This is a genomic window from Micromonospora sp. CA-249363, from assembly GCF_050950185.1.
Classification (GTDB): domain Bacteria; phylum Actinomycetota; class Actinomycetes; order Mycobacteriales; family Micromonosporaceae; genus Micromonospora.
Genome location: NZ_CP192020.1, coordinates 6,052,380 through 6,078,868 on the forward strand (window position 1 = coordinate 6,052,380; position 26,489 = coordinate 6,078,868).

Annotated in this window: 32 protein-coding genes and 1 pseudogene; 23 read left to right on the top strand and 10 right to left on the bottom strand. The window is 70.7% G+C overall.

The annotated features are described in order from the left end of the window. Positions 1-10: 10 nt before the first annotated feature. Genes ACQPZK_RS27005 through ACQPZK_RS27015 form a run of 3 tightly spaced genes read right to left on the bottom strand, consistent with a single transcriptional unit; the run spans position 11 to position 3,113 of the window. Complete coding sequence (locus ACQPZK_RS27005) at positions 11-1,018, bottom strand: ABC transporter permease (RefSeq protein WP_433535625.1); 1,008 nt, start codon at positions 1,016-1,018, stop codon at positions 11-13. Further along, complete coding sequence (locus ACQPZK_RS27010; protein WP_433535626.1) at positions 1,015-2,073, bottom strand: ABC transporter ATP-binding protein; 1,059 nt, start codon at positions 2,071-2,073, stop codon at positions 1,015-1,017. Before ACQPZK_RS27010 ends, ACQPZK_RS27005 begins: the two co-directional genes overlap by 4 nt. Further along, positions 2,070-3,113 carry an ABC transporter ATP-binding protein gene (locus tag ACQPZK_RS27015; protein WP_433535627.1) on the bottom strand — a complete coding sequence of 348 codons (1,044 nt, stop codon included), beginning with the start codon at positions 3,111-3,113 and terminating at the stop codon, positions 2,070-2,072. The genes ACQPZK_RS27010 and ACQPZK_RS27015 overlap by 4 nt, the downstream gene beginning before the upstream one ends. 537 nt (positions 3,114-3,650) lie before the next feature. Between ACQPZK_RS27015 and ACQPZK_RS27020 the strand changes: the two genes are divergently transcribed. From ACQPZK_RS27020 to ACQPZK_RS27040, 5 genes are all read left to right on the top strand, one after another. Next, complete coding sequence (locus tag ACQPZK_RS27020) at positions 3,651-5,087, top strand: TldD/PmbA family protein (RefSeq protein WP_433535628.1); 1,437 nt, start codon at positions 3,651-3,653, stop codon at positions 5,085-5,087. A gap of 182 nt (positions 5,088-5,269) precedes the next feature. Next, a complete protein-coding gene (locus ACQPZK_RS27025; protein WP_433535629.1) occupies positions 5,270-6,676 on the top strand; it encodes a TldD/PmbA family protein in 1,407 nt (468 codons plus the stop codon). Between the two features lie 232 nt (positions 6,677-6,908). After that, positions 6,909-7,715, top strand: coding sequence for a hypothetical protein (locus ACQPZK_RS27030; RefSeq protein WP_355050620.1), 807 nt, complete (start codon positions 6,909-6,911; stop codon positions 7,713-7,715). A gap of 12 nt (positions 7,716-7,727) precedes the next feature. Continuing rightward, positions 7,728-9,656, top strand: coding sequence for a fumarate reductase/succinate dehydrogenase flavoprotein subunit (locus tag ACQPZK_RS27035; RefSeq protein ID WP_433535630.1), 1,929 nt, complete (start codon positions 7,728-7,730; stop codon positions 9,654-9,656). Continuing rightward, on the top strand, positions 9,653-10,720 hold the full coding sequence (locus ACQPZK_RS27040; RefSeq protein ID WP_396804774.1) for a succinate dehydrogenase/fumarate reductase iron-sulfur subunit: 1,068 nt from the start codon (positions 9,653-9,655) through the stop codon (positions 10,718-10,720). The genes ACQPZK_RS27035 and ACQPZK_RS27040 overlap by 4 nt, the downstream gene beginning before the upstream one ends. 435 nt (positions 10,721-11,155) lie before the next feature. Here the strand turns inward: ACQPZK_RS27040 and ACQPZK_RS27045 are convergent, their stop codons facing one another. Next, complete coding sequence (locus ACQPZK_RS27045) at positions 11,156-11,596, bottom strand: (deoxy)nucleoside triphosphate pyrophosphohydrolase (RefSeq protein WP_433535631.1); 441 nt, start codon at positions 11,594-11,596, stop codon at positions 11,156-11,158. Positions 11,597-11,779: 183 nt separating this feature from the next. Here ACQPZK_RS27045 and ACQPZK_RS27050 point away from each other — a divergent pair, with 183 nt between their 5' ends. From ACQPZK_RS27050 to ACQPZK_RS27060, 3 genes are all read left to right on the top strand, one after another. Then, positions 11,780-12,088 (top strand): 4a-hydroxytetrahydrobiopterin dehydratase, encoded by a 309-nt coding sequence (locus ACQPZK_RS27050; RefSeq protein ID WP_433535632.1) that lies wholly within the window; start codon positions 11,780-11,782, stop codon positions 12,086-12,088. Between the two features lie 40 nt (positions 12,089-12,128). Continuing rightward, a complete protein-coding gene (locus tag ACQPZK_RS27055) occupies positions 12,129-12,491 on the top strand; it encodes a PH domain-containing protein (RefSeq protein WP_355050625.1) in 363 nt (120 codons plus the stop codon). Between the two features lie 220 nt (positions 12,492-12,711). After that, the gene (locus tag ACQPZK_RS27060) at positions 12,712-13,443 is read left to right on the top strand and encodes a class I SAM-dependent methyltransferase (protein WP_433535633.1); all 732 of its coding nucleotides are present in this window, start codon (positions 12,712-12,714) and stop codon (positions 13,441-13,443) included. An 83-nt stretch (positions 13,444-13,526) separates the two neighbouring features. Here the strand turns inward: ACQPZK_RS27060 and ACQPZK_RS27065 are convergent, their stop codons facing one another. Continuing rightward, positions 13,527-14,027 carry an SRPBCC family protein gene (locus ACQPZK_RS27065; protein ID WP_433535634.1) on the bottom strand — a complete coding sequence of 167 codons (501 nt, stop codon included), beginning with the start codon at positions 14,025-14,027 and terminating at the stop codon, positions 13,527-13,529. Positions 14,028-14,090: 63 nt separating this feature from the next. Between ACQPZK_RS27065 and ACQPZK_RS27070 the strand changes: the two genes are divergently transcribed. After that, positions 14,091-14,465 (top strand): VOC family protein, encoded by a 375-nt coding sequence (locus ACQPZK_RS27070; RefSeq protein WP_433535635.1) that lies wholly within the window; start codon positions 14,091-14,093, stop codon positions 14,463-14,465. A gap of 68 nt (positions 14,466-14,533) precedes the next feature. Beyond that, positions 14,534-14,938 (top strand): hypothetical protein, encoded by a 405-nt coding sequence (locus ACQPZK_RS27075; protein WP_433535636.1) that lies wholly within the window; start codon positions 14,534-14,536, stop codon positions 14,936-14,938. 35 nt (positions 14,939-14,973) lie between these two features. On the opposite strand, the gene ACQPZK_RS27080 is transcribed toward ACQPZK_RS27075, so the two are convergent. Together ACQPZK_RS27080 and ACQPZK_RS27085 are read right to left on the bottom strand one after the other, a co-directional pair. After that, positions 14,974-15,744: a class I SAM-dependent methyltransferase gene (locus ACQPZK_RS27080; RefSeq protein WP_433535637.1), complete on the bottom strand. Its 771-nt coding sequence runs from the start codon at positions 15,742-15,744 to the stop codon at positions 14,974-14,976. A gap of 110 nt (positions 15,745-15,854) precedes the next feature. Next, positions 15,855-16,286, bottom strand: coding sequence for an ArsI/CadI family heavy metal resistance metalloenzyme (locus ACQPZK_RS27085; RefSeq protein ID WP_433535638.1), 432 nt, complete (start codon positions 16,284-16,286; stop codon positions 15,855-15,857). A gap of 94 nt (positions 16,287-16,380) precedes the next feature. On the opposite strand from ACQPZK_RS27085, the gene ACQPZK_RS27090 reads away from it, so the two are divergent. From ACQPZK_RS27090 to ACQPZK_RS27110, 5 genes are all read left to right on the top strand, one after another. Continuing rightward, positions 16,381-16,752, top strand: coding sequence for an ArsR/SmtB family transcription factor (locus ACQPZK_RS27090; RefSeq protein WP_433535639.1), 372 nt, complete (start codon positions 16,381-16,383; stop codon positions 16,750-16,752). Then, positions 16,749-17,486 (top strand): aquaporin, encoded by a 738-nt coding sequence (locus ACQPZK_RS27095; RefSeq protein ID WP_433535640.1) that lies wholly within the window; start codon positions 16,749-16,751, stop codon positions 17,484-17,486. The genes ACQPZK_RS27090 and ACQPZK_RS27095 overlap by 4 nt, the downstream gene beginning before the upstream one ends. Next, on the top strand, positions 17,483-17,884 hold the full coding sequence (locus tag ACQPZK_RS27100) for an arsenate reductase ArsC (RefSeq protein WP_433535641.1): 402 nt from the start codon (positions 17,483-17,485) through the stop codon (positions 17,882-17,884). Before ACQPZK_RS27095 ends, ACQPZK_RS27100 begins: the two co-directional genes overlap by 4 nt. Before the next feature lie 70 nt (positions 17,885-17,954). Continuing rightward, entirely contained in the window at positions 17,955-18,128 is a 174-nt protein-coding gene (locus ACQPZK_RS27105) for a hypothetical protein (RefSeq protein ID WP_433535642.1), read from the top strand. Positions 18,129-18,228: 100 nt separating this feature from the next. Next, positions 18,229-18,615 (top strand): squamosa promoter-binding protein 15, encoded by a 387-nt coding sequence (locus ACQPZK_RS27110; protein WP_433535643.1) that lies wholly within the window; start codon positions 18,229-18,231, stop codon positions 18,613-18,615. 24 nt (positions 18,616-18,639) lie between these two features. Here the strand turns inward: ACQPZK_RS27110 and ychF are convergent, their stop codons facing one another. Continuing rightward, a complete protein-coding gene (ychF, locus tag ACQPZK_RS27115) occupies positions 18,640-19,725 on the bottom strand; it encodes a redox-regulated ATPase YchF (RefSeq protein WP_433535644.1) in 1,086 nt (361 codons plus the stop codon). Between the two features lie 152 nt (positions 19,726-19,877). Between ychF and ACQPZK_RS27120 the strand changes: the two genes are divergently transcribed. Genes ACQPZK_RS27120 through ACQPZK_RS27145 form a run of 6 tightly spaced genes read left to right on the top strand, consistent with a single transcriptional unit; the run spans position 19,878 to position 22,616 of the window. Next, a complete protein-coding gene (locus tag ACQPZK_RS27120; protein ID WP_433535645.1) occupies positions 19,878-20,300 on the top strand; it encodes a YbaB/EbfC family nucleoid-associated protein in 423 nt (140 codons plus the stop codon). A gap of 4 nt (positions 20,301-20,304) precedes the next feature. Further along, positions 20,305-20,622 carry a hypothetical protein gene (locus ACQPZK_RS27125; protein ID WP_433535646.1) on the top strand — a complete coding sequence of 106 codons (318 nt, stop codon included), beginning with the start codon at positions 20,305-20,307 and terminating at the stop codon, positions 20,620-20,622. A gap of 8 nt (positions 20,623-20,630) precedes the next feature. Then, entirely contained in the window at positions 20,631-21,122 is a 492-nt protein-coding gene (locus tag ACQPZK_RS27130; RefSeq protein ID WP_433535647.1) for a hypothetical protein, read from the top strand. Next, positions 21,119-21,688, top strand: a complete 570-nt coding sequence (locus tag ACQPZK_RS27135) for an exonuclease (protein WP_433535648.1) — start codon at positions 21,119-21,121, stop codon at positions 21,686-21,688. Before ACQPZK_RS27130 ends, ACQPZK_RS27135 begins: the two co-directional genes overlap by 4 nt. Continuing rightward, a complete protein-coding gene (locus tag ACQPZK_RS27140) occupies positions 21,685-22,239 on the top strand; it encodes a nucleotidyltransferase domain-containing protein (RefSeq protein ID WP_433535649.1) in 555 nt (184 codons plus the stop codon). Before ACQPZK_RS27135 ends, ACQPZK_RS27140 begins: the two co-directional genes overlap by 4 nt. A gap of 29 nt (positions 22,240-22,268) precedes the next feature. Further along, positions 22,269-22,616, top strand: coding sequence for a hypothetical protein (locus ACQPZK_RS27145; protein WP_433535650.1), 348 nt, complete (start codon positions 22,269-22,271; stop codon positions 22,614-22,616). 5 nt (positions 22,617-22,621) lie between these two features. Here ACQPZK_RS27145 and ACQPZK_RS27150 read toward each other — a convergent pair whose 3' ends face one another. Beyond that, positions 22,622-23,356 (bottom strand): Type 1 glutamine amidotransferase-like domain-containing protein, encoded by a 735-nt coding sequence (locus ACQPZK_RS27150; RefSeq protein ID WP_433535651.1) that lies wholly within the window; start codon positions 23,354-23,356, stop codon positions 22,622-22,624. 332 nt (positions 23,357-23,688) lie between these two features. Further along, a pseudogene (locus ACQPZK_RS27155) lies at positions 23,689-24,204 on the bottom strand (hypothetical protein); the annotation flags it as partial. A gap of 264 nt (positions 24,205-24,468) precedes the next feature. On the opposite strand from ACQPZK_RS27155, the gene ACQPZK_RS27160 reads away from it, so the two are divergent. Continuing rightward, positions 24,469-25,965, top strand: coding sequence for a DNA-3-methyladenine glycosylase 2 family protein (locus ACQPZK_RS27160; RefSeq protein ID WP_433535652.1), 1,497 nt, complete (start codon positions 24,469-24,471; stop codon positions 25,963-25,965). Further along, positions 25,962-26,471, top strand: coding sequence for a methylated-DNA--[protein]-cysteine S-methyltransferase (locus tag ACQPZK_RS27165; protein WP_433535653.1), 510 nt, complete (start codon positions 25,962-25,964; stop codon positions 26,469-26,471). Before ACQPZK_RS27160 ends, ACQPZK_RS27165 begins: the two co-directional genes overlap by 4 nt. The last annotated feature ends 18 nt before the right edge of the window (positions 26,472-26,489 follow it).

Below are 26,489 nucleotides of genomic sequence, written 5' to 3' on the forward strand. Positions count from 1 at the left end.
AGGTGACCCCCTACCGGGACGACTTCGGGTCGAGCGCGTCCCGCAACGCGTCGCCGAAGAGGTTGAAGGCGAACACCAGCGCGAAGATCGTGATGCCCGGGAAGAACACGTACGCCGGGTCGGTCTGGAGGTAGTCCAGACTGCGGTAGATCATCCGGCCGAAGCTCGGCGTCTCGTCGCTGAGGCCGACGCCGATGAAGGAGAGCGCGGCCTCGCTGGTGATGAACTGCGGCACCGCCAGGGAGAACGACACCAGGATCGGCGCCCAGATGTTCGGCAGGAGCTGCCGGAAGATGATGTGCCCCAACCCGGCGCCGCTGGCCTTGGCGGCCTCCACGAACTCCCGCTCCCGCAGCGCGATCACCTGTCCGCGTACCAGTCGGGCCGTGCTGGTCCAGCCGAAGATCGCGAAGACGGCGATCAGCACACCCACCCCGAACGCGGACGACACCTGCCCCCGCTCGCCGTAGAAGCGCAGCGTGATCGTCGGGGTGAGCGCCAACGCGATGATCAGGAACGGCATGGCCAGGGTCAGGTCGGTGATCCAGTTGATCACCGCGTCGAGCCAGCCGCCCAGGTAGCCCGCCAGCGCGCCGAGCGCGATGCCGATCGCCGCCGTGATCAGGGCCGCGGCGAACGCGATGAACAGTGACGTGCGCAGCCCGTAGATGAGCCGGATGAAGATGTCCCGGCCCAGCCCCGGCTCCAGTCCGAACCAGTGCTCGCCGGTGACCCCGCCGACGTAGCCGAGCGGCATGCCGTTGCCGTCGAGCAGGTTCTGGAACTGCTCGCGCGGGCCGACGCCGTAGACCATCTCGATCAGCGGGGCGGACAACCCCAGGACCATGAAGAACACCAGGAGTACGCCGCTGACCACGGCCGTACGGTCGCGGCGCAGCCGCATCCAGGCGAGCTGACCGGGCGAACGACCGACGACGCCCTTCGCGGCGGGCGTGCTCGCGTCCGGGTCGGACTCGATCTCGGCCAGCGCCACACCCTCCACCGGGGACAGGCTCACGACGACACCTCCTCGACGGTCGCCGCGGTGCCGCGACCCGCCTTCGCGGCGGCAACGGCGGCCGCCGCCTCCAGTCCGGCGTCGGCCGATTCGGGGAAGTGACACGCGGCGGCCTGGTCACCGCCATCGCGCGGGATCAAGGCAGGCTCCTCCGTGGCGCAGACGTCCTGCGCCTTCCAGCAGCGGGTACGGAACCGGCAGCCCGACGGCGGGTCGAGCGGCGTGGGCACGTCACCGCTCAGCCGGATCCGGCCCGCCGGACCGAGCTGCGTGACGTCCGGGATCGCCGAGAGCAGAGCCCGGGTGTACGGGTGCTGCGGGCGCTCGTAGATGTCCTCCCGGTCACCGATCTCCACGATCCGGCCCAGGTACATGACCGCGACCCGCTGACAGAAGTGCCGGACCACGGCCAGGTCGTGCGCGATGAAGACGAACGCCAGCCCGAGTTCTCGTTGCAGGTCCCGCAGCAGGTTGACGACCTGCGCCTGGATCGAGACGTCAAGCGCGCTCACCGGCTCGTCGGCGACGATCAGCTTCGGCCGCAGCGCCAGCGCACGGGCGATGCCGACGCGCTGGCGCTGCCCGCCGGAGAACTCGTGCGGGTACCGGTTGTAGTGCTCCGGGTTCAACCCGACCAGCTCCAGCAGCTCCTGCACCCGCGCCTTGATCCCGCCGGGCGGCTTGATGCCGTTGACCTGCAACGGCATCGCCACGATCCGACCGACGGTGTGCCGGGGGTTCAGCGACGCGTACGGGTCCTGGAAGATGATCTGGAGTTCCTGCCGCAGCGGACGCAGCTCGCGCCGGCCGGCATGGGTGATGTCCCGCCCGGCGAACTCGATGCTGCCGCTCGTCGGCTCGAGCAGCCGCACCAGCATCCGGCCGGTGGTCGTCTTGCCGCAGCCCGACTCCCCCACCAGGCCGAGCGTCTCGCCCGGGCGCACGTCGAAGTCGAGCCCGTCGACCGCCCGCACGGTGCCGGTGGCGCGCAGTCCCTGCCGTACCGGAAAGTGCTTGGTCAGCCCACGGACCCGCAGCAGTGCTTCGTCGCTCATCGGGCCACCCCCACGGATGCCACATTCTCGGCGTAGATCGCCGCGCGCTCCTCGGCGCCGAGGTGGCAGGCGACCAGATGGCCGTCGCCGCCCGCCGGCCGCAGCTCGGGCACCTCGACACGGGACCGGTCACCGACCCGGTCGTCGTACCGGCAGCGCGGGTGGAAGGCGCACCCGGACGGCAGGTTGATGAGGCTGGGCGGGTTGCCGGGGATCGGCACAAGGTCCGCGTCCGCGTCGCCGTGCAGCGACGGCACGCTGGAGAGCAACCCCCAGGTGTACGGATGCTGCGGCGACCGGAGCACCTGCTCCACGCTGCCGTGCTCCACGGCCCGCCCGCCGTACATGACCAGCACCTCGTCGGCGACCTGGCCCACCACACCGAGGTCGTGGGTGATCAGGATGATCGCGGAGTGGAACTCGGCCTGGAGGTCGGCGAGCAGATCGAGGATCTGCGCCTGCACGGTGACGTCCAGCGCGGTGGTCGGCTCGTCGGCGATCAGCAGCGCCGGGTCGTTGACCAGGGACATCGCGATCATCGCCCGCTGGCGCATGCCGCCGGAGAACTCGTGGGGGTACGCATCGAAACGGCGGGCGGGCTGCGGAATGCCGACCCGGTCCAGCATGTCCACCGCCCGCTGGCGGGCCGCACGCCGACCGACCTTCGGGTGGTGCACCCGGTACGCCTCGGCGATCTGCCGGCCGACGGTGTAGTACGGGTGCAGCGCGGACAGCGGATCCTGGAAGATCATCGCCATCTCCCGGCCGCGCAGCCGGCGTACCTCCTCGTCGGGCAGACCGACAAGCTGCCGCCCGCCGACGGAGATCTCCCCGGTGATCGTGGCCCGCTTGGGATCGTGCAGACCGAGGACGGCCAGCGACGTGACGCTCTTGCCGGAGCCGGACTCACCGACGATGCCGAGCGTGCGCCCCCGCTCGACGGCGAAGGACACCCCGTCGACCGCGCGCACGACGCCGTCGGAGGTGTCGAACCGGACCCGCAGGTCTCGCACCCGCAGGTAGGCATCCGAGCTGTCCACGGCACCTCCCTCAGTGACGAAGAGAACTTACAACAATGTCCAGAGGGTGAAAATAAGCTACAAGTTCGGCACGTGTCAGCGGGCCCGAGCGTAACGAGTCCGCATCGGCCCCGCACGCCCCCGCGCCCCGCGCCCCCGCGCCCCGCGCCCCCGCGCCCCGCGCCCCGCGCCCCGCGCCCCGCGCCCCGCGCCCCGCGCCCCGCGCCCCGCGCCCCGCGCCCCGCGCCCCGCGCCCCGCGCCCCGCGCCCCGCGCCCCGCGCCCCGCGCCCCGCGCCCAAGATCCTCACAACATCCCCGAAGTTGCTGCCTCAGCCGCCCCGGAGACAGCAACATCCCCGATCCTGCGCAGATCTTGACGACGGACCCACCCAGCGTCGTCAAGGTCGTGCTCGAACCAGGATTTAGTGGCCTCGACGCGCCAGGAACCCCACTACATCCACGATCGAGCGCGATCTTGACAAGCCGGTGCGGGCCACGATCCGGCCGGAGGAACTTCTTTCCTGACGGGTGTCGGTCGGCTGTCCTAGGGTCGTCGCATGACCGAGTTCGACGCGGCCACCGCCGCCGTCCAGGCCGCTCTCGACGCGGGCGCCCGGTACGCCGACGCGCGGGTGATGCACCGCCGCTACGAGTCGATGACCGCGCGCAACGGCGACGTGGAGGAGCTGACCCAGGACGAGAGCATCGGGCTCGGCGTCCGGGCGCTGGTCGGCGCGAGTTGGGGCTTTCACGCCGTACCCGATCTGTCGGACGCCGCCGCCCGGGACGCCGGCCGGCGCGCGACCCGGACCGCGATGGCCAGCGCGCGGGTGCCCGGCCCCGCGGTCGACCTGGTCACGGTCGAGGCCGTGACGGCGAGCTGGTCGTCGGACTGCCGCATCGACCCGCTCGGCGTTGCGCTGTCCGAAAAGGGCGACCTCCTGGTCGACGCGACGCGCACCATGGCCGAGCACGGCGCGGACGTGGCCGAAGGGTTGTACCAGATCTGGGACACCGCGAAGTGGTTCGTCTCCAGCGAGGGTCACCGCATCGACCAGCGCATCCGCGAGTGCGGTGGCGGCATCTCGGCCACCTCGATCGGCGACGGTGAGACGCAACGGCGTTCCTGGCCCAGTTACCGGGGGCAGTACGGCACCACCGGCTGGGAGCTGGTCGAATCGCTCGATCTGGCCGCGCACGCCGCGCAGGTCGCCGAGGAGTCGCGAGCGCTGCTCACCGCGCCGCAGTGCCCGGCCGGCGAGACCGATCTGATCCTCGGCAGCGAGCAGTTGGCCCTGCAGATCCACGAGTCGGTGGGTCACGCCATCGAACTGGACCGGATCCTGGGCTGGGAGGCCGCGTTCGCCGGTACGTCCTGGCTGGACCTGGCCCAGCTCGGCTCGCTGCGCTACGGCTCCGAGCTGATGAACATCACCATCGACCCGACGATCCCCGGCGCGCTGGGTAGCTTCGGCTTCGACGACGAGGGCTCTCCCGCCGTCAAGCGGGACGCGGTGCGCGACGGACGATGGGTGGGGGTGCTCGCGGGTCGCGACTCCGCGGCCGTGGCGGGCCTCGAATACGGCGGCAGCGTACGCGCCGACGGGTGGGCCCGGCTGCCGATGGTGCGGATGACCAACGTGGGCCTGGAACCCGGCCCGCACACCCTGGACGAGATCATCGCGGCCACCGACGACGGCGTGCTGATGGACCTCAACCGCTCGTGGTCGATCGACGACAAGCGGCTCAACTTCCAGTTCGGATGCGAGATCGGCTGGGAGATCAAGAACGGTCGGCGGGGGCGGATGCTGCGCAATCCGACGTACACCGGGATCGGGCCGCTGTTCTGGCGTTCGATGGACATGCTCTCCGGCGAGACGGTGCCCTGGGGGACGCCCAACTGCGGCAAGGGCCAGCCGGGCCAGATCGGGCACACCGGCCACCCGGCCGCGCCGGCCCGCTTCAAGAACGTCCGGGTGGGGGTGTCCGCGTGAGCGCGAGCAGTGAGCCGGGTCTGCGAGCCCCGCAGTCGCGAACGAAAGGCGGCCCAGCGTGAGCGCGAGGAGTGAGCCGGGTCTGCGAGCCCCGCAGTCGCGAACGAAAGGCGGCCCAACGTGAGCGCGAGGAGTGAGCCGGGTCTGCGAGCCCCGCAGTCGCGAACGAAAGGCGGCCCAGCGTGAGCGCGAGCAGTGAGTTGGAGCTTGCCGGGCAGGTCGTCGAGCTGGTTCGGCGGCTCGGTGGCCCGGCCGCGCAGGCGGAGGTGGTGGCGACCCGGGCGGATCTGGCGCTCACCCGCTTCGCCAATTCGGCCATCCACCAGAACGTCTCCGAGTCGACGGTCGGCGTCCGGCTGCGGGTGCACGTCGACGGCCGGACCGCCGCCGGCAGCGGCAGCGTGGTCACGACCGACGGTCTGCGCGCGCTCGTCGAACGTACCCTGGCCGCCTCGCGGCTCGCCCCGCCCGACCCGGGCTGGCCAGGGCTGACGCCGCCCACGCCCGCGCCGGCCGCGCCGCCCGTCGACGAGGCCACCGCGCACGCCGAGCCGGACCAGCGGGCCGACCGGGTGGCCGCGTTCGTGGCCGCCGCCGGCCCTCTCAGCACGGCGGGATACTGCCGTACCGCGCACCGCTCGTCGGCGTTCGCCAACTCGGCGGGGCACAGCGCGTACGGCAGCTCAGCGGAGGCGGCGATGGACGGCATCGCCCGCCGCGACGGCGCGGACGGCGTCGCGCGGCGCAGCGCGGACCGGCTGTCCGACCTCGACGGGGCCGAGTTGGGCGCGCATGCCGCCGCGAAGGCTCAGGCGGCGGCCGATCCGACCGAGTTGCCGCCGGGCCGCTACGAGGTGGTGTTCGAACCGGCCGCCGTGGCAGACCTGTTGCAGAACCTGTCCTGGTACGGCTTCAACGGCAAGCGGTACGCCGAGCGGCAGTCCTTCGCCGAGCCGGGGGCGGCCCAGTTCGACCCGCTGGTGACCCTGGTCGACGATCCGCTCGGCGCGTCGGGCCTGCCGTTCGACGTCGAGGGCACCGCCCGGCGGGCGGTGACCCTGGTCGAGGCGGGCACCACGCGGGCCGTCGCGCACGACCGGCGGACCGCCGCCGACGCGGGCGCGGAGTCCACCGGGCACGCGATCGCGGGCGGCGCCACGTGGGGTCCGATGGCCCGCAACCTGCGACTCTCGCCGGCGGTGGCCGGCCCGGCCAGCGCGGTGGGCCGGAACACCACGGGCACGGCCGCCGGCGCGGTGGTCGACGCGGACACCGCGGCGCTGGTCGCCGGGGTACGACGGGGGCTGCTGGTCAGCGACCTCTGGTACACCCGTGTGCTCGATCCGAAGAGCCTGGTCGTCACCGGGTTGACCCGCAACGGGGTGTGGTTGATCGAGGACGGCACGGTCGTCCGGGCGGTCCGCGACCTGCGGTTCACCGAGTCGTACCCCCGGGCGCTCGGGCCGGGCGCGGTGCTCGGGCTGGGTTCCCGGGTCGTGCGTCAACCGGACCGGGTGGACGGTGCCTGGTGGGCGGCGCCCCCGGTGCGGCTGGCGTCCTGGCACTTCACCGGAGGCGCGTCGGGCTGACCGTCGCCACGGGCGGCGCGCCTGCGGCGTTTTCGCAGGCCAGACACACGGGACACTCCCTTGCGCGGACGGCTCGCAAAGATCGGCGTAACGTGTGTCACTTAGCTGCGTCGGTCGATCCGACGTGGTCGTTGGTGTGCGCATGACGTGGCAGCGGGTGCGGGTTCGCCGGTCCGCGTGCCGACCGGAGAGAGCAGCCCGCCCGTACGGGCCCGTCGAGGAGACGACTCGAATGACTTCAACGGCAACGAGGCCGCGGGGGGCGCGGGCGCGCGCCGCCATCACGGCGAAGACGTTGCGTACCGACCGATGGTGGTTCGCCCCGCTGATCACGGTGATCGGGCTCGGCGCCTGGGTGGCGTACGCGACGGTCCGGGTGTTCATGCACAAGTGGTACTGGGTGGACCAGTTCCACTACCTGACCCCGTTCTACTCCCCGTGCGTGACCGACCGCTGTGTCGAGCAGGCCTCGCACTTCGGCCGGTTCCTGCCCGGCTGGTGGATCATTCCGGACGCCGCGCTGACCCTGCCGTTCCTGCTGCTGTTCCGGCTCACCTGCTACTACTACCGCAAGGCGTACTACCGGTCGTTCTGGCTGTCGCCGCCGGCCTGCGCCGTCCCGGACGGTCACAAGGAGTACGGCGGGGAGACCCGTTTCCCGCTGCTCGGTCAGAACCTGCACCGCTACTTCTTCTACGCCGCCGCGATCATCTCGCTGATCAACACGTGGGACGCGATCCTCGCCTTCCACTCACCCAAGGGCTTCGGCTTCGGGCTGGGCAACCTCGTCCTGCTGCTCAACGTGGTGATGCTGTGGGCGTACACGATCTCCTGCCACTCCTGCCGGCACATCATCGGCGGCCGGCTCAAGCACTTCTCCAAGCACCCGGTGCGCTACCGCGCGTGGACCTTCGTCTCGGCGTTGAACGTCCGGCACATGCAGCTCGCCTGGATCACCCTCGGCACCCTCGCGCTGACCGACTTCTACGTGATGGCGCTGTCGGCCGGCTGGTTCAACGACCTGCGGTTCATCAACTAAAGGGCCCCTGACATGACCACTACCACTCGTATCGAACGACACCACTACGACGTCGTCGTCATCGGGGCCGGCGGCGCCGGTCTGCGCGCGGCCATCGAGGCCCGCCTCGCCGGCAAGAAGACGGCGATCATCTCGAAGTCGCTGTTCGGCAAGGCGCACACGGTGATGGCCGAGGGCGGCGCCGCCGCCGCGATGGGCAACGTGAACAGCCGCGACAGCTGGCAGGTGCACTTCCGCGACACCATGCGCGGCGGCAAGTTCCTCAACAACTTCCGGATGGCCGAGCTGCACGCGAAGGAGTCGCCGCAGCGGATCTGGGAGCTGGAGACGTACGGCGCGCTCTTCGACCGTACGAAGGACGGCAAGATCTCCCAGCGCAACTTCGGTGGGCACGAGTACCCCCGACTGGCGCACGTGGGCGACCGGACCGGCCTGGAACTGATCCGTACCCTCCAGCAGAAGATCGTCTCGCTGCAACAGGAGGACAAGCGCGAGTTCGGCTCGTACGACGCCCGGATCAGGGTCTTCTCCGAGACGACCATCACCGAGCTGTTGCTCGACGGCGACCGGGTCGCGGGCGCGTTCGGCTACTACCGCGAGTCCGGCGAGTTCATCCTCTTCGAGGCGCCGGCGGTGGTACTGGCCACCGGCGGTGTCGGACGCTCCTACAAGGTCACCTCGAACTCCTGGGAGTACACCGGGGACGGCCACGCGCTGGCGCTGCGCGCCGGGGCGACCCTGATCAACATGGAGTTCCTCCAGTTCCACCCGACCGGCATGGTCTGGCCGCCCTCGGTGAAGGGCATCCTGGTCACCGAGTCGGTCCGTGGCGACGGTGGTGTCCTCAAGAACTCCGAGGGCAAGCGGTTCATGTTCGACTACGTCCCCGACGTCTTCCGCAAGCAGTACGCGGAGACCGAGGAGGAGGCGGACCGCTGGTACACCGACCCGGACAACAACCGGCGTCCACCGGAGCTGCTGCCCCGCGACGAGGTGGCCCGCGCGATCAACAGCGAGGTCAAGGCCGGCCGGGGCTCCCCCGCCGGTGGTGTCTTCCTGGACATCGCGAGCCGGCGCTCGGCCGACGAGATCCGCCGCCGGCTGCCCTCGATGTACCACCAGTTCAAGGAGCTGGCCGACGTCGACATCACCTCCGAGCCGATGGAGGTCGGGCCGACGTGCCACTACGTGATGGGTGGCGTCGAGGTGGACCCGGACTCCGGCGCCGCCTTCGGCCACGTACGCGGGCTGTTCGCCGCCGGTGAGGTGTCCGGTGGCATGCACGGCTCCAACCGCCTCGGCGGCAACTCCCTGTCCGACCTGCTGGTGTTCGGCAAGCGGGCGGGCGGGCACGCGGCCAGCTACGCCGACGGGCTGTCCGCCCGGCCGACGGTGGCCGTGGACGCCGTCGAGGCCGCCGTGGAGACCGCGCTGGCCCCGCTACAGCGGGACACCGGCGAGAGCCCGTACACCCTTCAGCAGGACCTCCAGGCGGTGATGGGGGATCTGGTCGGCATCATCCGGCGCGAAGGCGAGCTGGCCGACGCGCTCGTCCGGCTCGCCGAACTTCGCGAGCGGGTGGCCAAGGTGAGCGCGGCCGGCGGCCGACGCTACAACCCGGGCTGGCACCTCGCCCTGGACCTGCGCAACATGCTGGTGGTCTCGGAGTGCACCGCGAAGGCGGCGCTGGAGCGGCAGGAGTCGCGCGGCGGGCACACCCGCGAGGACTACCCGACGATGGAGCCGAAGTGGCGGCAGGTGAACCTCGTCTGCTCCCTGGACGGCGACACCGTACGGCTCACCCGCAAGCCGTTGCCGAAGATGCGGCCGGAGCTGATCGGCCTCTTCGACCGGGCGGAGCTGGCCAAGTACCTCACCGACGAGGAGCTCGCCGACTTCGACGCTCTCGTCGCCGACGCTGGAGAGGCGGACAACCGATGAGCGCGAAACGTCAGTTCCGGATCTGGCGGGGCGACGAGACCGGCGGCGACCTGCAGGACTACATGGTCGAGGTGAACGAGGGCGAGGTCGTCCTCGACGTCATCCACCGCCTGCAGGCGACCGACGCGCCCGATCTGGCCTGCCGGTGGAACTGCAAGGCCGGCAAGTGCGGCTCCTGCTCGATGGAGATCAACGGCAAGCCCCGGCTGGGCTGCATGACGCGGATGTCGACCTTCGGCGACGACGAGACGGTCACGGTGACGCCCCTGCGGACGTTCCCCGTCATCCGGGACCTGGTCACCGACGTCTCGTTCAACTACGAGAAGGCGCGGGAGACGCCCGCGTTCGCCCCGCCGGCGGACGTGGCGCCCGGTGACTACCGGATGCAGCAGGTCGACGTCGAGCGCTCGCAGGAGTTCCGCAAGTGCATCGAGTGCTTCCTGTGCCAGACGGTCTGCCACGTGATCCGTGACCACGAGGAGAACAAGCAGGCGTTCTCCGGGCCGCGGTACTTCATCCGGGCGGCCGAGCTGGACATGCACCCGCTGGACGCCCGGACCGACCGCAAGGAGTACGCACAGGCCGAACAGGGCCTCGGTTTCTGCAACATCACCAAGTGCTGCACCGAGGTCTGCCCCGAGCACATCAAGATCACCGACAACGGGATCATCCCCATGAAGGAACGCGTCGTCGACCGCAGGTACGATCCCCTTGTGTGGCTTGGTAGCAAGATCTTCCGCCGGGGCGAGACGCCCCAGACCAGCGTGACCACCGCCCGTCAGGGCTCGGCGAACCTGCCGGGTACGAGTCGGGGCGGCGTGCACTCGCACGCGGGCGGCTCGCACGACCCGCAGGCCGAGGCGCAGGCGCAGAGCGGCGTCAACTGGGATCGCGAGGTCCCTCACCCGACCGCGCCAGCCGTCGACGACCGGGGCCGGCTGCCGCTGACCGAGCTCACCTTCGACCGGCCGGCCGCGCCGTCGCCCTTCGGCGACGACGTGACCTTCCCGCTGCCTCCGGAGCACCTCAACTTCGCGCACCCGGACCAGGACGACAAGCACTGAGCAGGACCACCAGAGACGGGGGCTGTCGGCGATGCCGACAGCCCCCGCGCCATTCCACCCACCTGCCCCTCCCCGGCCGGGCCTCGGCCCCTCCCCTCCCCTCCCCGCCCCGGGTCCGGCCGGCCCGGGTGATCATGAAGTTATTGCCCTGCCCGCCGGCGTGTCGTGACAACAACTTCATGATCAGCGGCCTGGGCCGGCGCCGGACCCGGGCAGCGGCCTGGGCCGGCGCCGGACCGGGGCGCGGGCCAGACCCGGGCGCGGGCCAGACCCGGGCGCGGGCCAGACCCGGGCGCGGGCCAGACCCGGGCGCGGGCCAGACCCGGGCGCGGGCCAGACCCGGGCGCGGGCCAGACCCGGGCGCGGGCCAGACCCGGGCGCGGGCCAGACCCGGGCGCGGGCGGGGGCCGAGGGGACGGTGCGGGCCTGGTGGGTTCAGGGGGTTTTCAGGTGGGGGCGTAGGGCTGCCACGATGGGGGCGTCGGCGGGGAGCCAGGTGACCGAGTCCAGTTCGTCGGCCGTCAGCCAGCGCAGCGCCTGGTGCTCCAGCGCCTGCGGCTCGTCGCCCTGGAGCAGACGGGCGGCGTACACCTTGAGCACCGAGCGGCCGTGTGCCATCCGGACGTTGCGGCCGACCCGCGCACCGATCTCGACGCGTACGGCCAGCTCCTCGGCGCACTCGCGGATCAGCGCCTCGGTCTCGCCTTCCCCCGGCTCGACCTTCCCACCAGGGAACTCCCACATGCCGGCCACCTCCGGCGGGGCGGAGCGCGCACAGGCGAGCACCCGTCCGTCCCTGATGATCGCCGCTCCCACGATCACCTTCAGGTCCCGTCGCTGGGCCTGCCCGCCACCATTAGCCCGTTCGGTCTGCACGGGCGTCCAGGGTGCCAGATCAATCGGCGGTTTGGGTACCGACACCGTCCGCTAGGCCAATAGAACACGGAAGTGTGGGCGTGGACACCCCTACCGAGCGACGACAGACTAGGAGGCACCGACAAGACACGGGATGGCGACGATTTGGCCACAAGCCGGCAACGGCGCTTGGGAGGTGCGGTGATGCGCGTGCTGTTCAGCAGCCGAGCCAAGCACGACTACCTTTCCGACGCGTTGACCTTGCTATCCGGTTGGACGCGCGAGGGTGAGCAGATCCGACGCACGCTGGTGATCGACGATACCCAACACGCGGCGCTGACCGAACGGGTCAAGGTCGTGGCGGACGCTCTGCACCTCCGCCCCGAGATCAGCCGCCGCTCCGACAGCACCCTGATCCGGGTCGGGCACGGCAACGGCGAGCCCTTGACCGAGGGTGAGGTCCTGCTGGCCGCCCGCATCGAGGACGCCTACCGGGCGGTCACCGAGTCCTGACGAGCCAGCGCGGTGGCACCCGTTTCCTAACCTGGATCGCATGGCGAACATCGCGTACGACCGCAAGGAGCAGGTCCAGCAGATCGAGAGTGGGCTACTCGACGGCGAGCAGATCATCGCCGTCTACGACGCCGTCGGTACCGGCACCGGGTTCATCGGGCTGACCGACCGGCGCGTGATCATCCAGGACCGCTCGTTCGTCGGTAAGCGGTATGCGATCACCAGCATCCCGTACTCGAAGATCACCAGCGTGAGCGTGGTCAGCAACAAGTCCTGGGGTGGGTCGTTCTTCTCCACCGGCGCGATCGCGATCCACGTCGGCACCCACACGTACGAGGTGGAGTTCCGCGGCGCGCAGAAGAGCCACCACGTACACAACGTGATCTTGCACCACATCTCCTGACGATCCCCTCGACCGTGAGCCCGGCGGGCATTAATGCCTTGCCGGGCTCGCGAGGTCTCTGGTGTCCTCGGTGCGCAGCCGCGCGAAGGGAGCAGCCGACATGTCCAACACGACGAAGTCCCCCCGACCGAACGTCACCCGACTTGAGGAAACGAGGCTTCGTGAGCAGAACTGCTCTTCAGAGGACGCGCGTCACTGACCACAACCCGGGAGGCCGCTGATGTCGGTCTTCGATGATCCCGGCCTGTTCGGCCGGCTGTGGTCCGCCGGCTACGACAGCCCCGGCAACCCCGATCCGGCCCCCGCCGTGAACTTCCTGGCCGATCTGGCCGACGGCGGTCCGGTCCTGGAACTGGCGATCGGCACCGGCCGGGTCGCCCTACCACTGGCCGAGCGCGGCCTCAGCGTGCACGGCATCGAGGCATCCGAGGAGATGCTGGCGCTGATGCGGGCCAAGCCCGGTGGCGACCAGATCCCCACGGTCGTCGGTGACATGGCGGACGTGGCCGTGCAGGGCCCGTTCCGCCTGGCGTACCTGGTCTTCAACACACTGTTCAACCTGGTGGACGCCGAGCGGCAGGCGGACCTGTTCCGCAACGTCGCCCGGGTGCTGTCGCCCGGTGGGGCGTTCGTCATCGAGACGTTCGTCCCCGATCCGCGCAGCTTCGACGCGGACGAGCGGGTGCAGGTCCGCGAGGTGACCGAGGACTCCGCGACGATCCGGCTGCACCGGTACGACCGGCCGGCGCAGCGCTTCATCCGGCAGACCATCACCTTCGACGGCAACGGTGTGCACCTGAAGCCGTTCGCCATGCGGTACGCCTGGCCGCACCAGATCGACGAGATGGCGCGGCAGGCCGGGCTCCGGCTGACCGAGCGGTACGCCGACTGGCACCGGCAGCCGTTCACGGCGGAGAGTCCGTCACACATCTCCGTCTACCGAGCGGAGTAAGGGCGGTTGGTCGACTCCGGTTTCGGAAACGGGATCGGAGTCGACCTCCGCGTTCGAGGGTGCAGGTTCCGCCGCACCTGAGGTCAGTGCCCATCGCCGATCTGGACGTCGTCCGGCGCCGGCCGCCCGCGCCCCGTCTCCACCAGTTCCTTGAGACTCATCAGGAAGATCGCCCACTTGGTGCTGCACTCGCGCATGAGTTCGGTCGACTCGCGCCAACCCGCGTGCGCGAAATCCACGATCGTGTACTCCCCACGTTGGTCGAAGCGCCAGTCGACCTCGGTGCCGATCCACTCGTCGGGGCCACCGACGACCCGCCACCGCACACGTCCGGCCGGGTCCAGTTCGAGGATCTCCAGATCGAACCCGTCGTCGGCACCGAACCGGACGGCCATCTGCGCGCCGACCTCGTCTTTCCCGGTCGTGTCGATCGACCACCAGCCTGCAACGCCCTCGGGGGTCGCCACCGCTCGGTAGACGTCGCCGACTGGGGCGACGACGCCGACCTGATGCACAATGTCCACCACTTCAGACTCCTTCTCGATTTGCAACCTTTGGTTGCACAACCGTACGGTGAACACCACCCTTCGCGCAACCTTTGGTTGCCTTTCGCGATCCCGTCGTACCCAGGGCACACAATGCGGCGCATGTCTGAGCCAGCTCCGCAGCGGCACCACACCATCGACTACATCGAGCTCACCGTCACCGACCTCGCCCAGGCCAAGCGCTTCTACGCCGCCGCCTTCGGCTGGCGGTTCACCGACTACGGGCCCGGGTACGCGGGCATCCGCAGCCCGCACGATGACGCCGCACCCGAGGTGGGTGGTCTCCGTCTGGACGAGGAGGTGCGGACGGGCGGCCCACTGGTGCTGCTCTACTCAAGTGACCTGGACCGGTCCGTGCAGGCGGTGAAGGAGGCCGGGGGCCAGGTGGTCGACGGACCGTACGAGTTCCCCGGAGGCCGCCGGTTCCACTTCACCGACCCCAGCGGGAACGAGTTGGGCGTCTGGGCCGAGCAGTAGCTCGCAGGGCTCAGGCTCGGTGGCAGACTGAGCCGTCGACCATGGGCCTGTGCCGGTGAGGGAGAGCCGTGAACGAGGACGAAAGCCTTCGCCGCTACGGCCTGCGACCGTCCCCGGCGGACCTGCCGCAGATCCGCAAGGCACTCCTGGCTGAAGCCGACCTTGAGCAGCAGGACCAGGACACGGAGCTCATGAAGCTGTGCTGCCTGCAACTGTTCAACGCGGGCCAGCTCGACGACGTGCTCCTCATCTGGCAGGCCAAGGAGTCGAGCTTCGACGCCCACTGTTCCATCGACGTCCAACTGCTGTGCGGCGCCGGCCTGGCCGCCACAAGGGCCCACCTTGAGGCTGACGGCTCCCCGGACGCCGCGCACGCGCTTGGATACCTGCTGGAGTGCGAGGCAGCCGGTAACTTCGACGGCTTCTCGGTGACCGAACAAGCCCGCTGGAGGGCCGAGTACTACCTGGCCTGACCGGCAGCCGGAGGCAACCTGGGCCGTGACCGCCGTCAGAGTCGGCGAGCGCGAAGGACGCCGGTCAGCATCGGCAGGGTGAAGTCGCCCTCGGCGGTCTCGGCCCTACCTGCGAGGAAGTGGCGGATCCGGTCCAGCGTGGCCGTCCGGTCCAGTTCCGGCATGACCAGCAGCCCGGCCCGGGTGGCGAGCGTTGCGACCAGGGAGTCGGCGCTGCGGCGCTGCCCGTGCGGAAACTCGGCCTGCTCGGGCGCACCGAACCGGAGGGCAACCTCGTTGCTCGGGCCGAGCAGGTCTGCCGTCGCCGCGCGCCAACTGCTCAACGTGTCACGCGGGCCGATGGCCGCGCTCCCGCTGGCCTCTTCGAGGGCAGCGACCCAGTCGACCCGGTCGTCCAGGACGTTCCACAGACCGGCCAGGATGCCGCCGGATCGCAGAACCCGGGCGATCTCCGGTCCCGCGATGGCCATGTCGAACCAGTGCAGAGCGTTGCCGGCCAGCACCGCGTCGACGGACGCGTCCGCCAGGGGAATCGACTCCGCGCTGCCCGGGAGGGCCCGTATGGTCGGAAGCGTGCGGCCCAGCTCGGCGATCATCGCCGGATCGGGCTCCACCGCCACGACGTCGACACCGAGCGCGACCAGCGTGGCGGACAGTTTGCCGGTGCCGGCGCCGAGGTCGAGGACTCGCGAGCCGGGCGCGAGCTTCAGCGCCCACCGCGCCGCGGCCTGCGCGTAGTCCGGGCGATGCCGGGCGTACGCGGACGCCGCCGAACCGAACGACGAGCTGAGTGACACCGCTTCCACCGTCCCCTCCTGCTGGTGTCCACATCCTCCCTCGGCTCCTGGATGTCGGGGTGTCCCGATCGGCCGGACACCCCGACATCCAGGAAGCTGGAGATGCAGATCTGCCCTTGTCAGCAGCAGCTCGCGCCGACTCCGCTGGCCACCGGCTCGGTGTCGGTCGCCGCGGTGAGCGTGTCGGCGTCGGCCTTGACGGTGTAGACCTCCCAGCGCTCGTCACCGGGGCCGCGTACCCAGACCTTGTCCTGCAGGGCATAGCAGCACTCGGTGTCGTTCTCCTCCAGCGTGATCAGGCCGGAGTCGGTGAGGCGCGTGGTGGCGGCGGTGACGTCGTCGGTGCTGAACACCTCGACGCCCAGGTGGTCCAGCCCGGTGGGCTGGTCGGCCTCGCCCTCGATGAGGACGAGCTTCAGCGGAGGGTTTTCGACGGCGAAGTTGGCGTAGCCGGGCCGGCGCTTGGCCGGGTCGACGCCGAACAGCTTCGAGTAGAACGCGACCGAACCGTCGAGATCGGACACGCGCAGAGCGAGTTGGACACGGGACATGGGACTCCTCCTGCTGGGGGGGAACTGCTGCCTAGACGGATTTCGAAGCAACCCCACCGTTGCACCCTGATTCGACGTCTGTCAAGCTAGACGGGTGTCGAAACAGAATCTGCCGGTCGTGGACCTGCAAGCGGCGGCCTGCTGCGTGCCGCTCGCGGTCCGTCCGATGGACGCCGAGCAGGCGGCGGTGGTCGCGCCCATGTTCAAGGCCCTCGGCGACCCGGTCCGGCTGCGGTTGATGTCGATGATCGCCTCGGTGCCGGAGATATGCGTCTGCGACCTGACCCCGGCGTTCGACCTGTCCGGGCCGACCATCTCCCACCACCTCAAGGTGCTGCGGGAAGCAGGCCTCGTCGACGCCGACCGCCGTGGCACGTGGGTGTGGTACAGGGCCAGGCCCGAGGCGTTCCGTCAGCTCGGGGTACTGCTCGACCTGCCGGCCGCGACCGCTCCTGCCACCGCGTGAGCCACGACCTCACCCGCCGCGCCTCCGCCGAGTTCGCCGGCACCGCGCTCCTGGTAGCCGCCGTCGTCGGGTCCGGGATTGCCGCGGCTCGCCTCTCCCCCGGCGACGTCGGGCTCCAGTTGCTGGAGAACGCGATCGCCACAGGATTCGCGTTGGGGGCGCTGATCCTCGTGTTCGGGCCGGTGTCCGGCGCGCACCTCAACCCCGTCGTGTCCGCCGTCGACTGGTGGCTCGGCCGCCGCGCCGGCGCCGGTCTGACCGTCCCCGATCTCGCCGCCTACATCGCCGCCCAGGTCACCGGCGCGATCGCCGGATCCGTGCTGGCGAACCTGATGTTCGACCTGCCGGGCGTCGCCTGGTCGCACACCGACCGCAGCGGCGGGAACCTGTGGCTCGCCGAGATCGTCGCCACCGCCGGCCTGGTTGTCCTGATCTTCGCCCTCGCCCGCAGCGGCCGGACCGCCACCGCGCCCGCTGCCGTCGGCGCCTACATCGGCGCGGCCTACTGGTTCACCTCGTCCACGTCGTTCGCGAACCCCGCCGCCACCGTCGGCCGGACCTTCACCGACACCTTCGCCGGCATCGCCCCCACCTCGATGCCCGGCTTCGTGGTCGCCCAGTTCATCGGCGGTCTGGTCGGCGTCACCGCGCTCGCCGCCTGGTACCCCCGAGCAGGAGACGCCGCTGACGAAGTCCTCGTACCCCACCTCGCCCAGGAGCCAGAAGCCCGATGAGCGACAAGCCCAGCGTCCTGTTCGTTTGCGTGCACAACGCCGGCCGCTCGCAGATGGCCGCCGGCTGGCTCCGTCACCTCGCCGGAGACACCGTCGAGGTCCGCAGCGCCGGCAGCGAACCCGCCGAGACGATCAACGCGGTCGCCGTCGACGCCATGCGCGAGGTCGGCATCGACATCACCGACCAGACTCCGGTCCGACTCACCTGGGACGCCGCCGAGGCGAGCGACGTCATCGTCACCATGGGCTGCGGCGACCCGTGCCCGGTCTTCCCGGGAAAACGCTACGAGGACTGGAAGCTCATCGACCCGGCCGGGCAGCCCATCGACGTGGTCCGCGAGGTTCGCGACGACATCAAGGGTCGCGTCGACGCCCTGCTACGGGAGCTACGCCCCTGACGCCGCCGCCGCGCAAGGAAGGCCCGACAGCTAGATTGTCGCCACCAGCACTGCCGATCATGGGGGCGTCGTGGCCGGAGACGACGATGAAGCGAGCCGCGGAAGGAACGCGCTCACGAGCCTGTTCGCCATCGGCAGTCTCAGCGGAATCACTCTGATCGCCATCGTGGCGCTCGTCGTGCTCCTGTGCTGCGCCCCCTGCCTCTGGTACCGGTCCCTGTCACCAGACCTGCCCTTCAACTGAGACGGGACAAGACCTCGACCGACCGAGGTGCCGATGTTGCAGCGGGATTCCACCGCATCGCGGGCTGGGCCGAACACTTCGACTGGGGAAAGAGAGTGCGGTGAGCTGGGTTACCAACATTCTGCTGTCGGTGGACGCGACCGAGGACAGCACGCTGGTCGAAGAGTTCGATCAATGGCTCCGGACCCGTGCTCCACGCCAAGAGCAACCGGAGGTCAAGGGTGTCGGTGATCTTCGCGCTCTGCATCACAGCCCGGACGCATGGGGCGGCGTGAAAAATCCCGAGGTGTTGCTGTGGGCCGGGGTGTTGAACAAGGGCGACGTTGAAGCTGTCGTCCGTCAGTTCGGCGCTACCGGCTGGCGCGTCCCTCAGCTTGTCCAGCTCCTTGTTCAGGACCAGGAGCAGGGTGCGTTCCGGTTATGGATGATCCGGGACGGAAGGGTCCGTCAGTACGCGCCTCTCCCGGACTTCGACGCGGACGAGTGAGTCGCCGTAGACGTCGGACCGGAACTAGACGTTGAAGCGGAACTCCACGACGTCGCCGTCCTGCATGACGTACTCCTTGCCCTCGATGCGGACCTTGCCCGCCGCCTTGGCCGCCGCCATCGATCCGGCCTCGACCAGGTCGCCGTAGGAGACCACCTCGGCCTTGATGAAGCCGCGCTGGAAGTCGCTGTGGATGACACCCGCGGCCTCCGGCGCGGTCGCGCCGATCGGGACGGTCCAGGCCCGCGCCTCCTTGGGGCCGGCCGTGAGGTACGTCTGGAGCCCGAGCGTGCGGAAGCCGACGCGGACGAGCTGGTTGAGGCCGGGCTCGTTCTGGCCGATCGACTCCAGCAGCTCGCGGGCCTCGTCCTCGGGCAGGTCCACCAGCTCAGATTCGATCTTGGCATCCATGAAGACGGCCTCGGCGGGGGCGACCAGGGCACGCAGTTCGTCGAGGAACGCCTCGTTGGCGAGTTCGGCCTCGTCGACGTTGAAGACGTAGAGGAACGGCTTGGTGGTGAGCAGGTGCAGCTCGCGCAGGTGCTCCAGCTCGATCTTCGCGGCGGCGGCCTCGGAGTAGAGGGTGGTGCCGCCGTCGAGCACCTCGATGGCCTGCTTCGCGGCGGCTACCGCGGCGGCCCGGTCCTTGCGGAGCTTGGCCTCCTTCTCCAACCGGGGCAGCGCCTTGTCCAGGGTCTGCAGGTCGGCGAGGATCAGCTCGGTGTTGATCGTCTCGATGTCGTCGGCCGGCGAGACCTTGCCGTCGACGTGCACCACGTTCGGGTCGGAGAAGGCCCGGACCACCTGGCAGATCGCGGAGGCGTCGCGGATGTTGGCCAGGAACGCGTTGCCCCGCCCCTGACCCTTCGACGCGCCGCGCACCAGGCCGGCGATGTCGACGAACGACACCGGGGCCGGCAGCACCTTCTGCGAGGAGAAGATCTCGGCCAGCTTGCCCAGCCGCTCGTCGGGCAGCCCGACCACGCCGACGTTGGGCTCGATGGTGGCGAACGGGTAGTTCGCCGCCAGCACGTCGTTCTTGGTCAACGCGTTGAAAAGCGTGCTCTTGCCGACGTTGGGCAGGCCGACGATGCCGATGGTGAGACTCACGACGAGCCAGCTTACGCCGGTGCCGAGCAGGCCGGTCCACGCGGCTCCGATTCGGCCGGGCCGGGCGCTGCCGCTGGTCGCGCCTCGGCGGGTCCCGGTGCTGGAATCCCGTTGCTACCCTCTCGATGTCACGTGCGACGTTAGGGGGCGTTGTGGACCAGGTGACGGAGTTCGACCGGCTCTTCCAGCAGACTCGACAGGCGTTGGCGTCGATGCGTTCGACCGGTGAGGTTCCCGATGGCCTGGACGTCGAGCCGGCACGGGGCACCGGGTCCGCCGCAGGCGGCCAGGTCGAGGTGGTGGCGGTCGGCCAGCGCGTCGAGTCGGTGACGGTGGACCCCCGCGCCCTGCGGATGGGCGCCGAGATGCTCGGCGAGCAGATCACCCTGGCGGTCAACGCGGCGCTGGACGACCTGCGCCTCGCGGCCGGCGATGCCTCCGACGCGCCGGCGGTCGACCCGATCGCGCTGGGCCAGCAGCTCGACGAGTTGCAGAACGAGTCGGTGCGCAGCATGGCAGCGATGACCGATGCGCTCACCGATGCCGTGCGGCGCATCCAGCAGGCAGCGAGGTGATGTCATGCCCGAGAACCTGCAGGTGCATCCGCCCGCACTGCGGCAGGGCGGCGGCCACCTGACGACGGTGGCCGAGCAGCTCGCCGCGCAGTGGGAGGCCTTGCGCGCGCGGACGGCCTCGATGGGCGACATCTTCGGCGACGACGACGTGGGCGGCCTGATCGGCATGTCGTACCAGGTGGCCGAGGAGATCGCGGCGGAGTGCCTGGGGTCGGTGGTCGACGGGCTGCGCGGCTTCGGTGACGGCTTGAGCCTGATGGCCGACCAGTACGACCTGGTCGAGCAGGACAACGACGCCCAGTTCACGACGATGAGCTGGTAGGCGGGTCGATGGGAATCATGCTGCCCGGCGAGCTCGCCGGCCTGCTGAACGAACTGGGCTACACCTGGCCCAAGTCGGACGAGACGAAGATGTTCGAGCTCGGCCAGATGTGGATGGAGATGGCCGACTCGCTGCACGACGCGGCGGCGGAGGGTACGGCGGCCGCGCAGCGGGTGCTGACCGGCAACCAGGGCGACGCGTTGACCGCGTTCCAGGAGCGCTGGGATGCCAGCGGCTCGGCGATGGCGGTGCTGCGGGACGGCGGCACCGGCGCGCAGATGGTGGCGGCGACGCTCTTCGTGTGCGCGCTGATCGTCCTCGCCCTGAAGATCAATGTGATCGTCCAGCTCATCATCCTGCTGGTGCAGATCATCCAGGCGATCGCGACGGCGGCACCGACGTTCGGCGCCTCCCTGCTGGAGATCCCCGTCTTCAAGAAGCTCACCGACATCGTCCTGAACATGCTGATCGACCAGGCCATCGGGGTGGTCCTGGGATGACCTCTCCCCTGCCCGAGCTGTACGTCGGCGTCGACGTGGAGGCGGACGGGCCGATCCCCGGGCCGTACAGCATGATTTCGCTGGGTATGGCCGTGGCCGGTCGCCCGGACCTGACGTTCTACACCGAGCTGCGTCCCATCTCCGACGAGTTCGTACCGGCGGCGCTGGCCGTGTCGGGTCTGGACCGGGACCGCCTGCTGCGCGAGGCGCCCACCGCGCCCGAGGCGATGGCGGCAGCGGCGGCCTGGGTCAACGGGCTGCGCCGGATCGGCCGCCCGGTCTTCCTCGCCGCGCCCGCCGTCTGGGACGGCATGTTCGTGCACTGGTACTTCGTACGCTTCGTCGGTCACAGCCCGTTCGGCGCCACCGGCTCCGGCGTCGACCTGCGCAGCTACTGGATGGGACTGACCGGCAGCGAGTGGGTCCAGACGCGTAAGGGCAAGATCAAGCACGAGCTGGGCCTGCACGACGTGCCGCACACCCACCACGCGGGCGAGGACGCCGCGGAGCTGGCCCAGGTCTTCGACGCCGTGCTGCGCCGCCGGCAGTCGGGTGGGTCGCAATGACCGGTCGTCGGCGGGACCTACCGGACGGCGCCACCACCGCCGCCCGGGGCATCGTGGCGCAGGCTGCCCGGAGCATGATGCGGCGAGCCGACGATGTGGCGGGCGAGACGGCCGAGGCGGCGACCACCCGGGCGGCGCGGCGGATCCCGCAGGGCTTCACCGAACGGCAGTGGACCCGGTTCGCCCGAGGCGCCCGGCAGACCCAACGTCAGGCCGGGCTCCCGGACGGCGACCTGGTCGCCCACGGCAGCCGCGTACGTGGCACCGCCCGCCCGGACTCCGACATCGACGTGGCGCTCATCGTCGACGACAAGACGTTCTTCGACCTGGCCGAACGTTCTCTGGCCCGGGCACCGGACGGCACCCGGCTGCGCAAGACGATGCTGCGCCGCATCAACGAGAACGGTCAGCTCGCCAGCTTCGACCTGGGCACCGACTTCACCCACCTGCGTCGCGAACTCATGGACACGCACGTGCCGCACAAGGTGCAGTTCTCCGTGCTGCGCCGGGGCGGCAAGTTCGACAACGGACCGTTCCTCCCGCTCGATTGAGCGCTCCGGCATCTGGCAAGGTGGCAGACGTGCAGACGACGTTGCAGTTCCTCATCATGGTCGACGCCCCGCTGACGGCGGCGGAGCTGCTCGACCTGATCCGCACCCGGCTGCCCGACGCGGTGCCCTACCGCCGGGACTCGGTCGACGTCCGGGGCAACCTGCTGGAGATCAACCCGAACGAGGACGCCGACCCGCGGCTGGCCGCCACCGACGAGGACGACTACCTCTACTTCCGCTGGCGGGTGGAGCTGACCCCGATGGACCGGGCGGTCGACGAGTCGCACCAGATCGCCCTCGCCCGTGAGCTGCTGCGGGCGATCGACGGGCCGCAGGTACGGGCGACCGTGTGCGCCGCATTCGAGGATCGGGTCTGACCCTCTCAGTGGAGCAGGCGGGGCGCGATGACCGTCTCCCGCACACCGCCGTCCGCGTGACGGCTCACCTCGTACGCCGAGACGCCCTCGCGGTCGGCGACCGCCTCGACCAGCCGGGTCCCCCGGTAGACCAGGCCGACGCCGTCGTCGGTGCAGTGGCTGGTCGGCAGCGTCCCGTCGCCGACCAGCTCGTGCATCAGCGGCCGGCGCTGGCCCTCGCTGTCGTAGTGCACGCCATTGCCGTACGGCAGCCAACCCAACGCCTCGGTGTAGCCCCGCAGTCGGGGGCCGAAACTGTCGGTCGCGCCGCCCACATGCCAGCAGATCGAACCGGCGGAGACGCCGGCCAACACCACGCCGGCCTGCCAGCACTCGTGCAGGATCTCGTCCAGCCCGTGCACGCGCCAGACGGCGACGAGGTTGGCGACGCTGCCGCCGCCGACCCAGATCACGTCCTGTGCGAGCAGGTGGGCTCTAACGTCGTCCACGTTCGGCATCGGGAACAGCGCCAGGTGCGACAGGCGGAACCGCGTGTCGGCGAACGCCCCGTAGACGGCGGTGAACGACGTCGGCTGGTCACCGACGGCCTGCCCGAGGTAGCAGATCCGTGGCTGCGGGCCGGCCTCGGCCAACTCGGCGGCCAGCTCGAAGATCGGGCCGGGACGCAGGTCGGACGGCCCCCGGTCACCACGGAAGAAGCCCATGCTGGTGGCGAGGATGGTGGGTTCGCTGGCGGGCATGAGCGATCCTTCCGACGGTGTGGGCTGGCGTCCATCCTGCCGTAGTCGATCATTGCCCGAGCGGCTACCACCGTTCGGGCGCGTCGACCTGCCCGACCTCCGTCGATCAGCCGGCGCGGCGTCGGCCCAACCCGCACAATGGGCGCGGTGCTGGCCCAACCGGCGCAGTGCCGGCCCAACCGGCGCAGTGCCGGCCCAACCGGCCCGGCGTTGGCCCACCCGGCGCGGCGTTGGCCCAACCCCGCTCAGCCGGCGCGGCGTTGGCGGGGAATGAGGGCGGGCCGCGCGCTGGCCGGGTCGGCGGTGGTGCTCGACGCGCCCGAGGAGGTCGCCTGCGGATCGGGCACGCGTCTCACCGCTGCGCCCCCGGCCGGAGGCTCGATCTCGGCGGCGGGCAGGTCGTCGAACGGTCGCTCGGACGCGGGCAGTTGCGCGGACGCGGCGCGCGGCAGGGTGAAGCGGTCCGCTGCCGCCGGGCCTGCGGAAACCGACTCGCGCAGCATCCAGCGCACCTCGTCGGCCGTCCAGCCCAGCCCCGGGCGAGCGGCGATCTCGCCGATCAGCCGACGGCCGACTGTGGTGTCGTCGTCGTAGAAACGCATGCACCAGTGGTGCGTCCACATGCCGAGTGCCCGCAGACCGGCCTCGTCGAGCGACCGGACCAGCCGGCCGCAGGCGGTGTCGGCGAACGGCTCCGCCTGGTCGGCGGACCGGTCCCGCTCGATGGCGCCGACGGCGGCCGGCGCCACGGCCCGCATCCGGCGGTAGAAGGACTGCACCACGGCACGGGGCAGCGGCGGAATCGAGCCTTGTGTCGACGCCGCCACCCAACCCGCAACGCTCGCCATCGCCGCCCCCCTTCTTGAGTTGGTGGCCGGACGTTACCCGCCACGACCGACACTTCCGGGCGGAAATCCCCCACCCCTCCTCATTCCCCCGGTGATCAAGAGGTTCGCGTCACGGGACACTGCGTGTCGTGACGCGAACCTCTTGATCACCGGGAGACACCCCGGCCGGGAGACATCCCGGCCGGGGACGCCACCGGTGGGGCGGCAGGGTCAGGTCTGATTTCCGCCAGCCGAGGGCTTGAGCAGCGGGGCATCATCGGTGGCGTGGAGATGGACTTCGAACGGTGCTACCGGGCGGTGGACAGCCGTGACCAGAGGTTCGACGGCTGGTTCTACACCGGCGTGACGTCGACCGGGATCTACTGCCGGCCGTCCTGCCCGGCGGTCACCCCGAAGCGGCAGAACGTCCGGTTCTTCCCGTCGGCCGCCGCCGCGCAGGGCGCCGGGTTGCGTGCCTGCCGTCGCTGCCGTCCGGACGCCGCGCCCGGCTCGCCGCAGTGGGACGTCCGCGCAGATGTGGTGGGCCGGGCGATGCGGTTGATCGCCGACGGGGTGGTCGACCGGGACGGCGTACCGGGGCTGGCCGCCCGCCTGGGCTACACCGAACGGCACCTGCACCGGATGCTGCGCGCCGAGATGGGAGCCGGGCCGCTCGCGCTGGCCCGGGCCCAGCGGGCGCAGACCGCCCGGATCCTCATCGAGACGACCGGACTGGGGATGGCCGAGATCGCGTTCGCCGCCGGCTTCGGCAGCGTGCGGCAGTTCAACGACACGGTCCGCGAGGTGTACGCGAGCGCCCCCTCGGAGCTGCGTACCGCTCGCGGCCGACACCTGGCGGCGAGCGGGGCGGGGACGATCACGCTCCGGCTGGCGTACCGTCCGCCGTTGCACGCCTCCGCGCTGCTCGACTTCCTCGCGGTGCGCGCGCTTCCCGGGGTCGAGGAGGTACGCGACGGGACGTACCGCCGGGGGTTGCGGTTGCCCCACGGCCCCGGCCAGGTGGCCCTGACCCCGGCGGACGGGCATGTGATGGCGTCGCTGCGCCTGACCGACCTGCGTGACCTCGCCCCCGCGGTGGCCCGCTGCCGACGTCTGCTCGACCTCGACGCGGACCCGGAGGCGGTCGACGCCACGCTGGCGGCGGACCCGGCCCTGGCGCCGACGGTGTCGGCGGAGCCCGGCATCCGCGTCCCCCGCGCGGTGGACGGTTTCGAGATGGCCGTCCGCGCGATAGTCGGCCAGCAGGTCTCGGTGCGCTCCGCGAGAACCACGCTGACCCGCCTCCTGGCCACCCGTGTCGATCATGAAGTTGTTGCCACCGACGACGGCGTGTCGCGACAACAACTTCATGATCAACGGGGTGAGCTGCGGGGTGAGTCCGAGCGTGAGCTGCGGGGGTTTCTTACGGCGGAGGAGGTATTGGGGATTCCGGATGGGGGGTTCGGGATGCCTCTGCGGAGGCTGGAGACCATTCGCTCGCTTGCCCGCGCCGTCGTGGACGGCGGTCTCGACCTGGCGCCGGGGGGCGACCGTCAGGAGACCAGGCGACAGTTGCTCGCGCTGCCCGGGATCGGGCCGTGGACCGCCGACTACCTCGCCATGCGCGCGCTCGGCGACCCCGACGTCTTCCTCGGCACCGACCTCGCGATCCGCCGGGGCGCGGTGGCGCTCGGCCTACCCGACACGACCCTCGACGCGCACGCCGAACGGTGGCGCCCCTGGCGGTCCTACGCCACGATCAGACTCTGGAGAGCGGCATGAGCATCGACAGCACCGTCCTGACCACCCCGACCGGTCCGCTGAGCATCCTCGCCGACGGCGACGGTCAGGTCCTGGCGGCCGGTTTCACCCCCGATCCGGAGGCACTGCCGGCCCTGATCCACCCGAGTCTGCGCGCACCCGTACGACAGCGCGCCGACCTCGGCCCGACCACCGTGGCCGTGCGCTCCTACCTGGACGGGGATCTCGCCGCCATCGACTCGGTGCCGGTACGGCAGCACACCGGCGGCGAGTTCATGGCGCACGCCTGGCAGGTGCTGCGGGACGTGCCGCCGGGCGCGCCGGTCACCTACACCGGGTACGCGGCGCTGGCCGGTCGGCCCCCTGCGGTGCGGGCTGCGGCGGCGGCCTGCGCACGTAACGCCGCGGCACTCTTCGTGCCCTGTCACCGGGTGCTGCGTACCGACGGGAGCCTCGGTGGCTACCGCTGGGGGCTGGACGTGAAGAAGTGGCTTCTCGGTCATGAGCGGCGGTTGACGGCAAGCTGACAACTACACGGGCACCCA